9 protein-coding genes are annotated in these 14,108 nt (G+C 52.8%); 4 read left to right on the forward strand and 5 right to left on the reverse strand.

All coding sequences use genetic code 11. The features are described 5' to 3' along the window. Nucleotides 1-20: 20 nt before the first annotated feature. Nucleotides 21-1,280 carry a hypothetical protein gene (locus CRP01_RS37810; RefSeq protein ID WP_143473718.1) on the forward strand — a complete coding sequence of 420 codons (1,260 nt, stop codon included), beginning with the start codon at nucleotides 21-23 and terminating at the stop codon, nucleotides 1,278-1,280. Nucleotides 1,281-1,375: 95 nt separating this feature from the next. Further along, a complete protein-coding gene (locus tag CRP01_RS37815; RefSeq protein WP_099155298.1) occupies nucleotides 1,376-4,762 on the forward strand; it encodes a DEAD/DEAH box helicase in 3,387 nt (1,128 codons plus the stop codon). 13 nt (nucleotides 4,763-4,775) lie between these two features. Here CRP01_RS37815 and CRP01_RS37820 read toward each other — a convergent pair whose 3' ends face one another. The 4 genes from CRP01_RS37820 to queE form a co-directional block, all read right to left on the reverse strand. Further along, entirely contained in the window at nucleotides 4,776-5,828 is a 1,053-nt protein-coding gene (locus CRP01_RS37820) for a hypothetical protein (RefSeq protein WP_143473719.1), read from the reverse strand. A 125-nt stretch (nucleotides 5,829-5,953) separates the two neighbouring features. Beyond that, complete coding sequence (locus CRP01_RS37825) at nucleotides 5,954-6,541, reverse strand: hypothetical protein (RefSeq protein ID WP_143473720.1); 588 nt, start codon at nucleotides 6,539-6,541, stop codon at nucleotides 5,954-5,956. Between the two features lie 164 nt (nucleotides 6,542-6,705). Next, the gene (locus tag CRP01_RS37830; RefSeq protein ID WP_099155301.1) at nucleotides 6,706-7,767 is read right to left on the reverse strand and encodes a hypothetical protein; all 1,062 of its coding nucleotides are present in this window, start codon (nucleotides 7,765-7,767) and stop codon (nucleotides 6,706-6,708) included. Between the two features lie 419 nt (nucleotides 7,768-8,186). Next, complete coding sequence (queE, locus tag CRP01_RS37835; protein WP_099155302.1) at nucleotides 8,187-8,816, reverse strand: 7-carboxy-7-deazaguanine synthase; 630 nt, start codon at nucleotides 8,814-8,816, stop codon at nucleotides 8,187-8,189. Nucleotides 8,817-9,061: 245 nt separating this feature from the next. Here queE and CRP01_RS37840 point away from each other — a divergent pair, with 245 nt between their 5' ends. Then, nucleotides 9,062-11,092, forward strand: coding sequence for a BatA domain-containing protein (locus tag CRP01_RS37840; RefSeq protein WP_099155303.1), 2,031 nt, complete (start codon nucleotides 9,062-9,064; stop codon nucleotides 11,090-11,092). A gap of 65 nt (nucleotides 11,093-11,157) precedes the next feature. Next, nucleotides 11,158-13,449, forward strand: coding sequence for a hypothetical protein (locus CRP01_RS37845; RefSeq protein WP_099155304.1), 2,292 nt, complete (start codon nucleotides 11,158-11,160; stop codon nucleotides 13,447-13,449). Between the two features lie 233 nt (nucleotides 13,450-13,682). On the opposite strand, the gene CRP01_RS37850 is transcribed toward CRP01_RS37845, so the two are convergent. Continuing rightward, on the reverse strand, nucleotides 13,683-14,108 hold a 426-nt coding region (locus CRP01_RS37850; protein WP_222845915.1), incomplete at its 5' end, for a hypothetical protein.

The raw sequence follows: 14,108 nt of genomic DNA on the forward strand, positions 1-14,108 counted from the left end.
AACAAGATAAAATGGAAGCAATGAAAAAAACGCTTACCTGCGTACTCTCGATCTGCTTTTTCGGCCTCGTCCTTCCCGGAGTTTACGGCCATTCGGAACAATTTCCGGCCGAAGAGCGGGTCGAATACTACGCAACCATATCCCTGCGGGAATCCCCTTACCCCGATTTTAAAGGCGTGGTCCGGCTGGGAGAAAAGGAGGCGATGCGTCGCAATCATTATCGGTTATATTACGATGAGCAATTTCGCCTGGTCCGGATCGGATTTTATCTCGGTAACCGGCTGCGCGAACCCAACCACACGGCCAATTACTTCTTTACCACCCCTGTACAGCAGCTTACTTACCGCGACGGTCAGGAGATCCGGACCTTTTCGGATCGCTTCGGCAATGCCGTTAGTCAGCGGGGAGCCTTCCGCGAGGTCTACCAACTGGACGAGCAGGGCCGGCGGACCGGTCTGCATTTTGAAGATGAAAGCGGAAACCGGATCGAAAATGACTGGGGCATTGCCCACTACACCTGGGAACACCAGCCGGACGGATCGGTGATCGAGCAGCGCTTTGATCTTACGGGGGCATTGCAAAGCCTGCGGCCGGGTTTTCCATTCTACACCATCCGCCTGTACTACGAATTTCACGGAAGTTTGGCCCTGATGCAAAACATAGACAAGCAGGGCAATTTAGTGAACAATGAATCGGGCGTTGCCCAGGATAAGCTCCTGTTCGACAGGGCCGGGAAATGGTATGGCTGGCGGGTATTGGATAAGGATCACCAACTGAAAAGCGGTAACGGACCCAATGTGGCCCGGGGCATCAATATCCCGGATCGCTACGGCTACGAAACTTCCGTGCGCTACGAGGACGATCGCGGCCAGGACCGGAAAAATGCCTACGGATTCTGGGGAAGCAAACGGATCTACGACCGGTTCGGCAACTATGACTACACCCACTTTACGGACAGCACCGGGCAGCCGGGACTGAATACGGAAACCGGCTACTGCTACGCCGAATATACCTGGGACCGCGCCGGATTCAAACGTGTAAAAACCGAATTACTCGATACCCGGCGGCGGCCGGTGCTGCACGCCAAAAGCGGTTTCTCTACCATCACTTATTCCTACGATGAGCACGACAACCTGATCCGGGTTACTTACCTGGGGCTGAACGGTGAAATGGTCAACCGAACGGACAACGGACTGGCTTACATCGAACATACCTACGATGAACGGCATAAACGCAAGGAGACCAGGCGGTTCAATAAAGCCGGGGAGGAGATCGAATAAATGAGGAATTACAGGATAGGCAAAAATCCGGTCTGACTTCCGGTGCCGGCCCGCGGCTATCGTTTAAATTCCGTATATTTAGCCGCAAATCAGGCATGATCAGAGGCATGACGAATAACGCGCTACCACAACTATTTTACCGGGAATTAGAAAAGGCCCTGACGGGAACGGCTATGGAGCCCGCAGTCAGAGTGGAGGCACTTTATCGTCTGCTCAATCTGTTATTCGTCGAAGCTACCCGGAAAGAAAACCTGCACTTCACCACGCTCTTCGCCCGGATCGCCTATACCTGCCATAAATATCAGCTGGAAAAACGACTGCAGTACTACATTCACCAGTTCCGGAAGCGGGCTCCCCAGGCCAGTCCGGAAGATCTGGAAGACCTGCTGTCGCTGGGCACCAAAGTGATGGCGGATACCATTCAGGCCATTTTTGCGGAGGAGCCGCCCGCTGCGGTGCAGCAATTGATCCCCGCAGACTGGACGTTCCCGTTTGTCGCGGTGGAAGTGAAACAGTATCTGCCCAAATTGCGGGTGCTGGCGTTGGAGGAAGACCGGCCGAACTGCCAGCTGCTGGCCCGTTCGGAGAACCAGCCGGAAGTAGTGATCCCGATCGCCTATAACATTGCCGATCACAACGAAAATTTCAATCCGACGATCGACCTGATCCGGGCGGTTATGGGATTTCCCGTACTGCTGAATTTGATCGATGTAGAGATCGGGGCGGATGGCGTCTACCGGCCGCGTGCCTTTGTGGTAGAACCAGATTTTCTGGTGGAAGTGACCGCCGTTTCCGAGTGCTTTCAGGTGCAGGGGACCGATCCCTGGGGTTATCTGCTGAAGAAATTCCTGCCGTTCGAATCCACGGCTCCCCTGATGATCGGGCATATTGCCAACTTTTTCCTGGACGAGCTGATGACCGAGCCCGAATCAACCTTCCAACAGCTTGCTCCGCGTACCTTCCAGTTGAACCCGCTGACCTTTTGCCTGTTTTCCGACCGGCAGATCCGGGAGATCCTGCAAAAATCCCAAAAGCATTACCTCCATCTCAAAAGGATGGTGATGCAGGATTTTGCGGAGGAGGGTATTCACCGCGAAGACTGTTACCTGGAACCGTCCTTCTACTCGGAAACCTACGGCCTGCAGGGGCGACTGGACCTGTTGTACCGTCCGGTTGGAGAGGAATCCAAAACGGCGATCGTCGAACTGAAAAGTGGCAAACCCTTTATGCCCAATGTGTACGGCCTGAGCGCCAGTCACTTTACCCAGACCTTACTCTACGACCTGCTGGTGCATTCCGCATTCGGGCGGAAGACCAAAGTGGCTAACTATATTCTCTATTCCGGTCAGGACGACCGGCAGCTTCGTTTTGCGCCTACCATAAAAGCGCAGCAGTACGAGGCCATGCAGTTGCGTAATCAACTGGTAGCTCTGGAGCGACTCTTGTCCCAGCTCGGGCAGCAGGAAGATAAAGATCTGCTCGATCAGGGCCAGCGCCTGTTCGGCCGTTTGTCGCCGGTGCACTTCCCGAATATGCGGGGTTTTGCGCGCCGCAATCTCGAACAGTTCGAAGCCGTCTACCGGCGACTCAGCGAACTGGAAAAATGCTATTTTATTTCCTTTGCCGGGTTTATCGCCCGGGAACAGGCCCTGGCCAAAACCGGCGCTTCGGATCAGGAGGGCATCAATGGTCTGGCCGCGCTCTGGCTCAATTCGCCGGAAGAAAAACTGGAAAATTTCGACCTCATCGAATACCTCGAACTGGAGGAAAACCGCTCCGGCGAGGAGGAACCCATTCTGATCTTTCAACGCACGGAGCGCACGCACCGGCTGGCGAATTTCCGGCAGGGCGATATTGCCGTGCTCTATCCCCGGCAGGAAGATCAGATCGGCGTGCTGGCCAGCCAGATCTTCAAATGCTCCATCATTGATATCGATCAAAAGCAGGTGGTGATCCGCCTGCGTTCCCGGCAGTTCAATGACCGCATCTTTGCCGATTTTACATACTGGAATCTGGAACACGATCTGCTGGACAGCAGCTTTACGGGGATCTACCGCAGCCTGTTTGCGTTTTGCGGTCACGCTGCCAGCAAAAAGCAATTACTGCTGACGACCCGTCCGCCGGATCAACCGCAAGCCGTAACATTGGGCCCGACGCCCGGCATGACCCCGGATCAAAGGGAGATCCTCGGGAAAGCGCTTTCCGCCCGGGATTATTTTTTACTCTGGGGACCGCCCGGTACCGGCAAGACCAGTGTAATGCTGCGCTACATGGTCGATCACCTGCTGCACCGCACGGAGGAGAATATTCTGCTGCTGGCCTATACCAACCGCGCCGTGGATGAGATCTGCGAATCGATAGAACGCATCGGCCCGGAACTCCGGGACCAGTATCTGCGCATCGGGTCCCGCTACTCGACGGCACCGGCCTTTCGGGATCAGTTGCTGCGTTCGAAAACCCAGAAGATCAAATCCCGGAAAGCACTGCGCGAACTCATCGACGGGCACCGCATTTTCGTTTCTACCGTTTCCTCCATCGTGGGTAAACCGGAATTGCTGCAGCTGAAATCTTTCCAGACAGTGATCATCGATGAGGCTTCCCAGATCCTGGAACCGATGCTGGTGGGGCTGCTGCCCAATTTTGAACGCTTTATCCTGATCGGCGATCACAAACAATTACCCGCCGTAGTGACGCAGGATACCGGCAGCTCGGCGGTCCGCGACGAAGGACTGCAACAGATCGGCCTGAATAATCTGCGCAACTCCCTTTTCGAGCGCCTTTTCAAACGGTGTAAAGCCGAGCAGTGGGATTGGGCCTACGCCCAGTTGCGCCACCAGGGACGCATGCACCAGCACATTATGGAGTTCCCGAACCGGCATTTTTACGAAAAGACACTGCAGATCCTGCCGGAAGGCATTCCGGTCCGAGAACGCCAGCTGCAGACCGGCTTTCTGCACATCCCGCCTGATGCCGATGGTTTACTAAGCCGCCTGGGTAGTCGGCGCATGATCTTTATACCCACACCGGTGGACGAAAGCACGCCTTTGCAAAAGACCAATCAGCACGAAGCGGAACTGGTGGGCAAACTGGTCAGCCTGCTGGGTGAAGTATTTGCCAGCGAAGGTAAAGAACTGGAAAAGGATCGCATCGGTGTGATCACGCCTTACCGGGCGCAGATCGCCCAGATCCGCTACGCGCTGGAAGCCCGGGGACTCAACCCGGACCTCATCACCATCGATACGGTGGAACGTTACCAGGGCGGGGCCAGGGATATCATATTGCTTTCTCTGTGTACCAATTCCAGCCGCCAACTCGAACTCTTATCCACACTCAGTGACGAAGGAGTGGACCGCAAACTCAATGTAGCCCTCACCCGGGCGCGGGAACAGATCGTGGTGCTCGGTAACCGGGAACTGCTGAGCCGGCACGAAGTATACCGCAAATTGCTGGATTATTGCGAAGGGGAAAGTGTCCCCAGTTGACATGTTCACTATCTCACTGATTGCCCAAAAGGAAAAACTGGAAGCCCCAGGTGAGTCCGAACTGATGGTATCCGTAAGTGAAATTGCTTAGATAAAATACACTGCCTTCCAACGCGACGGTCGGTCGCAGAAAATAATTGAAGCCGCTTCTGAAAGTAAGTATACCCGAATCGGGATACCGGGGTTGATCCGTCCGGGAAGTTCTTAAATGCTCCCGGGCAAAGCGGGCTGACCCTTCTGCAAAGAAGCGGGTGGCCTGTTCGGGCCTGCCCGTGTAGAACCGCAGATAAGGCTCTGCACCGATGACCGTAGACTTGTAGTAATACTTAGTGAGATCCCGCAGCAGATTGCTTTCGTAAATGTGGGCAAAAGGTACCCCCAGGCCGACGACCAATTGATCCGAAAGGAAATAACCCACCCGTGGGGTAAGGGACATCCGGAAGCTGGTAGCACCTCTGGCGGGCCGGAGATTTATCTCGGGATCAATTCCTCCGATCATCCAGCTGCCTTTTCCCCGTTCGGGGATCTGCCTGACGGCGGAAAAACTCCGGTTGGGATCCAGGTACCAGGATAAGCCGGTAGAGAGCTGATAGACCGGCCTCTGGACGAAATACTGCCAGGTCCGGTTATCAAATATCACGGCGAGTTTGGTTTGCAGGACTATGTTCGGGCTTAGAAAGGCGTACCAACCCAGGCCGGTGAATATTTCGGTATACGGATCGCTGTCGATCTTACGACTGGGGATGGAATTGAAGCGCGGGTTCAGGAAAACAAACCAGTTGTTATTTTGCTGTTGAGGATTGAAAATATACTGCACTTCCGGTGCGATCCGGAGGCTATTTACTCCGTCCTCACGGCTGCCGGTCATTCGTACATTGCCCCCGATACTGAAATGTGGAGAGAGGAAATATTTCAATTCCGGCAACAGATTATATCCCAGATCGGGATTGCCGCCTTCGGGATAGGCCGTCAGATGCAGATCGCTGTTACCGATGAAGGCGCCCCGGCTGATCTGCGCGGAAAGGCCCACGGATAAGAAGAGAAGTGGTAAAATTAGAAAGCGCATAGTGGTATAGCTAGTCCGGATTGCAGCAGCAAGCGGATTGGTTAGGTGAACCCTCGAAAATAAGCTTTTGCGGTGATCTTTGAATGAAAAGAGACCTTTTTCCGACCAACGATAATATCCTTTTTTTAGGGATGCGGAACGAAGGAATAGGCCAGGGTGATCGCCACCCCGGAAAACGAAAAATTACCGCCCAGACCGAAATTATCGAGCCCATTCCGATCATCGAAATTGAGGTTTACGCCCAGGGAGGGAATGCCTTCGAGCGACACGTAAAACCGCTCGCTGAAATTGTACTGAAATCCCAGGACGTAGCCGATGGCGGGCTGGACAGACAGGTTCCAATAATCATTCGGATCAACCCCGTCGGAGGTATCGGTCCGGAGGTTATACATTACCCGTATCCGGGGTTCCCAGCCGTGTACCCAGTACAGGTTTTCGGCGAGGCCTTTGCGCTTTTCCCGCCCGATCGCAATGCCCAAATTGGTAGCAAAGTGGTTGTAGTCATCATACTGATCAAAACTCAGGGCAGCCACCGTCAGCCGGATGCGTTGGAAGCCATTGGCCGTGCGTTGCTTTTTGTAAATAAAGTCGAAATACTGCAGCCCTCCGAAACGAAGCCCGATTTCCCGGGTGTCGGTTTGGGCGTTTAGTAGGGACGAGAAGAGCATGGCTGCCAGGAGCAACCAGAGTGTGTGCGTTTTTAGAGGCGTCATGTTTTTGTTTTGAGGTTTGAGGAGGTGTCAGGGGTCAGGTTTTGAGGGGTCAGGTGTCAGAGTCCAGGGGTTGAGGGGTCGGATTGCTATGTTAAGATACGGCCGGAATGCTTGACTATTCAATTTCCGGAAGGCTTTGGCAAATGTTTAACCCGCTTTATGTTTCATTCACTTTCCCGGGCCAGGAAAAACTGAAATCCGAGCTGGATGCCTCCGCGGGTGATGTCCTGACTGGCGTCCCAGTTGTAAAAGGCGGCGGCTTCGAGGGCGGTGGTCGGGGTGAGGAAATGATTGATGCCTCCGCTCAGGGTGAAATTGTACCGGTTACGGGGGACAAAATTAAGTCCGAAATTGATCCGGTCATCCAGGCGGGTACGCAGGTAATTTACTTCGGCATTGAGAAAGGGGCGCACCCGGGAATTGCTCATTTTGGGGTAGAAGCGGAAAAACGGAGAAAGCCCGACGATCTGGGACTGGATTCTGTCAGTGAAACCAAAGCTGACGCCAATTTCCGTGAACTGATAGTCGAACGGCAACCCGATCCCGGCCATGAACATATCAGAAAAGAAATAGCCGATACGGGGCGTCATGCTGAAACTGAACTGGCGATTCAGACCGTCCGCCAGGTAATTGACCTTCAGATTATTCCCCCCGATGAGCCAGCTTCCTTTTCCGATCCTGGATTGGAAATTTGGTTCTTCATAGGCATTCAGGAAGAGAAGTAGACCCGTTTCCAGTCCGAAGGTGGGGCGGCTGAAAAACGGAGCCTCCGGGTTGCCCGGATTTTCCTGATAAATTGCAAAGAGTTTGGTTTCCAGCGCTACATTCGGGTTCAGGCGGGCCTGCCAGCCCCCACCGAGAAATAGCCGCACCTGATTGTCCAGGCCTAATTCTTCATCGACCGGGAAAAACAATTCGGAATGAGTGAAGGCAAAGAAATTGCTCCGGTCATTACGCGAGGGGAAATAGAACCGGATCTGCGGATCAACGATCAGCAACTGCACACCTTTTTCGAAGGTAGCACCCAGATTGAACCGCCCGCCCACCGTGAAGTGATCGGTCAGAAAATAATGGGCTTCCGGGAATAGAGAAAACCTGAGTAAATTCGGATTGGACTGGGAGGCGAGTTCCATCCCTCCGCTCCAGAGCATGGCGCCGCGGGAAAGCTGGGCGCGGGCGGAAGTAAAGAAAGCAATGACTAAAACGAGCGTAAAAAGAGAGCGCATAGCGTTGAGGTTTAAAAGGCCGATTTCCGGCTTGCAAGACGCGGATTTCAACGGCAGCAGAGTCGATAAACGGCCTCGTTAGGTTAAGATGTTTAAAAGTCGTTTGGTGCCGGGAGCTATCCGGCGGTAGCGTCAGCTCATTAAGGTAACGCAAAAATCAAAGGATGGAAAAAGTTTTAACATTTCTTGGCAGGAAGATGACCAAATCCGGCAGGTCCGCTTTGGGTAAAATAAAAAAGGATGAAGCAAGCCTCAAGCTCACTTCATCCAAGAGTCCCCCTTACTATTGTTCTTGTGTATCGTTTGGGTCAAGGGTCTAACTCAAAAGTGTGTGTGTCTGTGGCTATATACGGGCGGGATTTGCCGGCCGGATCTCCAAAAGGCAAATTTTTTAATATTTTTTTTATCAGGATGTGTATCTAAGGGATGTTTAACAGCTTATGAGTCTGCAGGCTGAGCCGCCACCTCGGGTTTTTGAGGCAGTATTCCAGGGTGAGTTTTGTGTTTTTCTCGGCTGCGGGACCGTCCATGGGTTGTAAAAAGAAGTTTTCGAAATCCAGGTCCAGGTAGCGTTCGGGTTCGGCTCCGGGCTGCGGAAAAACCAGTTTGATCTCATTGGCTGCTTTGATCACCAGTTCGGCTCCGGCCTTGGGACTCACACAGATCCAGTCCAGTCCGGCCGGCGGTTCGATGGTGCCGTTGGTCTCCACGCCTACCTCCAGTCCCTGCCGGTGAAACGCTTCGATCAGGGGCTCATCCAGTTGCAAAAGCGGTTCGCCGCCGGTGCATACCACATAGGGCTGCCCGAACTCATCATCCGGCCAGCAGCTTTTGACCAGTCCGGCCAGTTCTTCGGCCGTATAGCGTCCGCCGAGTACGCCGTCCGTTCCCCAGAAATCCGTGTCGCAGAACTGACAGATCGCTTTGTGGCGGTCTTCTTCCCGGCCGCTCCACAAATTGCATCCGGTAAAACGGCAGAACACGGCCGGCCGGCCGGTATGGGCGCCCTCTCCCTGAAGGGTATAATAGATCTCTTTGATTTTGTACATATTCAATAGTCCGGTTTCAGTAAGCCGCCGGGCAAAAATTATTGATGACCTTCGCCTCCGGGCGGATAGCCGACGATTTTCGACTTGCGGCTGATCGGCACAAAAATACCCCTATGAAATGAAAAGACGTTGCATTTTGATGTGGATTAGTATTACCTTTGGTCTTATTGTCACATTTCCGCAACATTGAATACCAGATTACGTTTTTCCATCCAAACTACCGTGTAGACTGACTACCAACGAATATGCAATTTTTATTTCCGACATTTTTATGGGCCTTAGCGTTTTTGGCCATCCCCGTGATCATTCACCTGTTTTACTTTCGCCGGTTTCGAAAAGTATATTTTACCAATGTGCGTTTCCTGCGCGAGGTGAAAGAAGATACCAGCGCCCGGTCCAAACTGCGGAACATTCTGGTATTGATCGCCCGCCTCCTGGCGTTGGCGTTCCTGGTGCTGGCCTTCGTTCAGCCCTTTATTCCCCAGGACAGTGAAGTGAAAGCCGGTCGCAAGGCCATCAGTGTATTCGTGGATAATTCTTTCAGCATGAGCGCACTCAGCGAAGATGTGCCACTTTTGGATAAAGCCAAACAGCGCGCTCGCGAGATCGTTCAGGCCTACGGGGTGGAAGACCGCTTCCAGGTTCTGACCAATGATTTTGAGGGACGTCACCAGCGGCTGGTCAGTCAGGAAGACGCACTGGCGCTCATCGATGAACTCACCGTGACACCCAATGTCCGGGAGTTGAGCAAGGTCGTTACCCGGCAGCAGCAGGCGCTGGAGACCGGCGATATCGAGAACCGCTCCACTTATATCATTTCCGATTTTCAGAAAAATATTACCGATATCCAGGATTATGCGGATACCACCGTTGCCCTGAATCTGGTGCCGTTGCAAGCGGTACAGGAACGCAACATCAGTATTGATTCGGCCTGGTTTGACGCACCCGTTCAGATGCTCAACCAGAATAATCCGCTGGTGGTACAGGTCCGGAACCTCAGTACGCAGGAGGCCGAGAACATCCGGCTGTCCATTCGCTACGACGGGCAGACCAAACCAGTGGGTACCATGAGTATCCCCGCAGAATCCGTGGTGCTGGATACGGTCAACGTCAGTATTCTGCGCCCGGGGCGTTATGACGCCGAACTGGCGATCACGGATTATCCCGTGCAGTTTGATGATAAATATTACTTCGCCTTTGATGTGGACGAAAAGATCGATGTACTGGTGGTGAACGGCAGTCTGCCCAACCGCTATCTGGAAGCCGCTTTTCAGGGGATCAGTTATTTTGAGTTGACCACCCAGCTGAGCCAGAATCTGGATTATTCCCGGTTTCCGAATTATCAGATGATCGTGCTGAATGAGCTGGATGCCATTTCCTCGGGGCTGGCTTTCGAATTGCAGGAATTTGTGAACAATGGTGGAAACCTATTGGTATTTCCCTCCAAAAACGCCCAACTGGCTACTTATCAGAGTTTCCTCAGCGGTTTTCCCGCCAATGAACTCACGGCCTGGGAAGAGCAGGTGCGGGAAGTCGGCAACCTGAATACGGAAGAATTCATTTTTCGCGACGTCTTCGAAAACCGGAACGCCAACCTCATCCTGCCGTCCAGTCAGGGGAATTTCGGCCTCACCAACTATTCCAACCGCCGGGAAGAACCGCTCATGCAGTACCGGGACGGTAACCGCTATCTGTCCAAGTATCAGATCGGAAAGGGCCATTTGTACCTCAGTACCGTGCCGCTGAACGAAGAGGTGAACAGTCTGGTACGCAACGGAGAGATCTTCATTCCGATGCTCTACAAGATGGCCATTTCTTCGGGCTATCAGAAACCGATTGCTTATACCATCGGCCAGGATGAACTGATCGAAGCTTCCCACGAGACGCAGAGCGGAGAGATTGTTTATAAACTCACCGGAGATGATGAAGAATTCATCCCCGAGCAACGGATCGTCGGCGCTAAAGTTTTTCTGGGCGTAGGCGAGCAGGTGAAAGAAGCCGGTTTTTACCAGCTTTTCCTGAATCAGGACGACATCCTGGAGCAATACGCTTTCAACTACGACCGCAAGGAATCCGACCTGGCCTACTACGGTCTGGAAGAGCTGAGATCCCTGGTGGGACCGAATGCGAGCCTCATCGAAGTGGCCGACAATACGCCTTTCTCTACGGTAATTGAAGAACGGAGTCAAGGTATTGTCCTCTGGCGTTGGTGTTTGGCGCTGACCTTATTATTTTTGGCGCTGGAAGTATTGTTGCTCCGATTCTGGAAAACATAAATGATAATTGACGGAGGTGAATGAGCTCGACACCGGCATCAGTTATCAATCACCAATTATCATTCATGAAAACAAACCGTTGGGCCTGGGTATTACTGCTGGTATTGATGATCACCTTACTGTGGCTGCGGTTTCCCGATTTTTTTAAATACAGCAACGACGGGTTTATCGAACCCTGGGGCGATGGATATAAAACCTACCACGCCTATCTTTACCACGTTCAGCACGATTCTACCTACAGTCATTTCGGGGGCATGAACTATCCCTACGGGGAGCACGTGGTGCCCGGGGATACGGAACCGACCTTATCCAATGGCGTCAAATGGCTGACGAGCCTGGGCCTCCCGCTCGAATCCCGGGCGCTGGGTGTCCTCAACATTTCCATGCTGGTCTCCCTGATCCTTTGTGCCCTGTTCCTGTACCTGATCTTTATGCGCTTGCAACTGTCTTTTTGGTACGCCATCGGCGCGGCGGTTGCCCTCACTTTCCTGGCTCCGCAGCTGCACCGCATGATCGCCCATTACGGGCTGGCCCGGCCTGAGGTGATCCCCATGGTGCTTTACGGGCTGTTGCGGATGGAAGAAACCAAGTTGTACCGCTACAGCATCTTTATCGGACTGGTAACGATCTTCTACAGTGCGATCCACTTCTACTTTTTTGCCCTGATCGCGTTTACCATTACGGCCTACTTTTTCTTTCGCATTCTGATCCTGGGCAACTGGAGAGCCTGGCCCACTTACCTGATGCATTACCTTTTCCAGATCATCGTTCCGCTGCTGTTCTTTTATTTCTGGATGATGCATTTCGATCCGGTGACCGACCGGAGCGCCGCGCCCTGGGGTTTTTTCTTCTACCGGTCTTATCCCGGCGGAATACTGACTTCTCCTTTTGAACCCCACTGGCAGTGGATGAACGAGCAGTGGCTGCACATTCGCGCCCTGGATTTTGAAGCCCGCGCCTATATCGGACTGGTGGCCATTCTGGGCCTGCTGTCGATGCTGGGCTGGTGGCTTTGGAAGAAATTCGGACCGAAAGAGTCGGCGGCACTGGCTCCGGAACGGGCGCACGCGAATTTTTTACTGTTGCAATTACTCAGTGGCCTCGCCATTCTGATCTTCGCCTTTGGCATACCCTTCATCATACCCGGTCTGGAAGGGCTGGTGGATTTGGCCGGTCCCATAAGGCAGTTCCGGTCTATCGGCCGCTTTGGCTGGGTGATGTATTATGGGGCCAATATTGCCGTTGTGGCCTGGTTGTATTACCGCCTGCGCAAGTGGGTGTATCTGCTGATATTGCCACTGGCGCTGCTCCTGTTTGAAGCCTATCACTACAGCACGGCGGTGGATCTGAGACTGGATCTGATCGAAGATTACGAACCCGGACGGCGATTTACGGATATCCCCGGCCTGGAGTTAGAACAATACCAAGCCATCCTGCCGATCCCGTATTATAACCTGGGCTCCGATCAATTCTGGTGGGACGTAAGCGGGTTTATCGGCCAAAAGAGTATGACGCTTTCGGTGCAGACCGGTCTGCCGCTCACGGCCGCCATGCTCACGCGGACTTCCCGCAGCCAGACCATCAATCAGTTGCAACTGGTTACCGAACCCTACCGGACGCCCAAACTGTTGGCGGATCTGCCCTCCGATGCGCCCTTACTGATGGCCTGGGACACGATACGCAACGGGGAATACGGCGGTAAATTCGATCACCTACGACAGGGTGCCCGCCTTATTTACCGGGATCGCGAACTGGAATTGTTTTCCCTGCCGTTGTCTTCTTTTGAAGACCGCATCGATAGCCGCCAAAATGCCATCCGGCATAAGCTGGGACTGGCTGATAGCCTATTGTTTACCGGCGGAGACGGCTGGCAGACAGACCGCGTTTCCGACTGGATCTACGAGCCTTTTGATACGATGAGCAGTGAAATGGCCTATCTGGGAGAAGGAGCCTTTTCCGCACCGATGGCCCAACTCAATACCATCTACGACGGACCGCTCCCGGCAGCGGATTCCAGTGGGCATGTATTGTCGGTATGGATGTTTATCGACCGGGACCTGTATACCCGTTCGGAGGTACGTGTGGAGGAATACGATCCGGAAAGCGGCGAGGTGATCCAGACGTTTGGAGATGCGGCCCGCAAACTCGTCCGGGTATTCGACAGCAATGGCTGGGCCCTGCTGGAATTCCCCTTCCGTGCTCAACGGCCGGACACCCACATCCGGTGGTCCTTCCAAAACGAACGATTAGGCGACCATCCGCTTTTTCTGGATGAACTCTTTATCCGGCCGGCCCGGGTGGATGTTTACCGCCGGGGAGCGGGTTGGGTATGGATGAACAATCGCCACTTTTACTGATCGCCGGAAAACATGAGTCACCCTGAATTTTTTCAGGACTCAAAAATGACCTCGTAGAGGTTAAACATTCGTAGAAAAATAGTAGAATTCCTGGTTTCGACCTCAGGGAGGTCGCACAACATGGAGCAATGTGGTAAATGTGCGACCTCCCTGAGGTCGGAAAACGCTTATCCAGGCTAAATTCTACGAATATTCGACCTCTCTGAGGTAGGGTGTACAATCTGAGGGGTTAATCATGCGGCCACTTTTTTCTTTGCTCGTTTCAAAAGAGCAAGTTTAGAGATGGAGGTATTTTCTTGTTTCCATTTTGAGATGGCGGCCATATTCACTTTTTGCAAGGCTAAGCTTACCTGCTCTAAAGTGCTCTTTTCAGAATATCCAGCGATTTTCAACACGTCATCTGTGATGATTTTGACGCCTTTGTTTTTGTACTTACCAAATGTACTTTCAATAATATCTGAACAACATAATATCTGCGTCTGCTGTGGCAGGGTTGCTTTTTGTCGGGCTAGATAATGATTCATTTTTTGAATGAATTGCTCGGCCTTCTCACTACACACTTCCTGCTCTTTATATTGTTCCACTTTGCCCTTCCATTGATTCAGGCTATTATGCTGTATGCCTTTAGATTTGAATAGAGAACAGAAGATCTGTATCAA

It is taken from the genome of Flavilitoribacter nigricans DSM 23189 = NBRC 102662 (assembly GCF_002646595.1).
GTDB classification, from domain to species: Bacteria; Bacteroidota; Bacteroidia; order Chitinophagales; family Saprospiraceae; genus Flavilitoribacter; species Flavilitoribacter nigricans.

Coding starts and splice junctions, on each gene's coding strand:
- CRP01_RS37810 (WP_143473718.1), top strand. CDS start 21: ATGAAAAAAACGCTTACCTGCGTACTCTCGATCTGCTTTTTCGGCCTC.
- CRP01_RS37815 (WP_099155298.1), top strand. CDS start 1,376: ATGATCAGAGGCATGACGAATAACGCGCTACCACAACTATTTTACCGG.
- CRP01_RS37820 (WP_143473719.1), bottom strand. CDS start 5,828: ATGCGCTTTCTAATTTTACCACTTCTCTTCTTATCCGTGGGCCTTTCC.
- CRP01_RS37825 (WP_143473720.1), bottom strand. CDS start 6,541: ATGACGCCTCTAAAAACGCACACACTCTGGTTGCTCCTGGCAGCCATG.
- CRP01_RS37830 (WP_099155301.1), bottom strand. CDS start 7,767: ATGCGCTCTCTTTTTACGCTCGTTTTAGTCATTGCTTTCTTTACTTCC.
- queE (WP_099155302.1), bottom strand. CDS start 8,816: ATGTACAAAATCAAAGAGATCTATTATACCCTTCAGGGAGAGGGCGCC.
- CRP01_RS37840 (WP_099155303.1), top strand. CDS start 9,062: ATGCAATTTTTATTTCCGACATTTTTATGGGCCTTAGCGTTTTTGGCC.
- CRP01_RS37845 (WP_099155304.1), top strand. CDS start 11,158: ATGAAAACAAACCGTTGGGCCTGGGTATTACTGCTGGTATTGATGATC.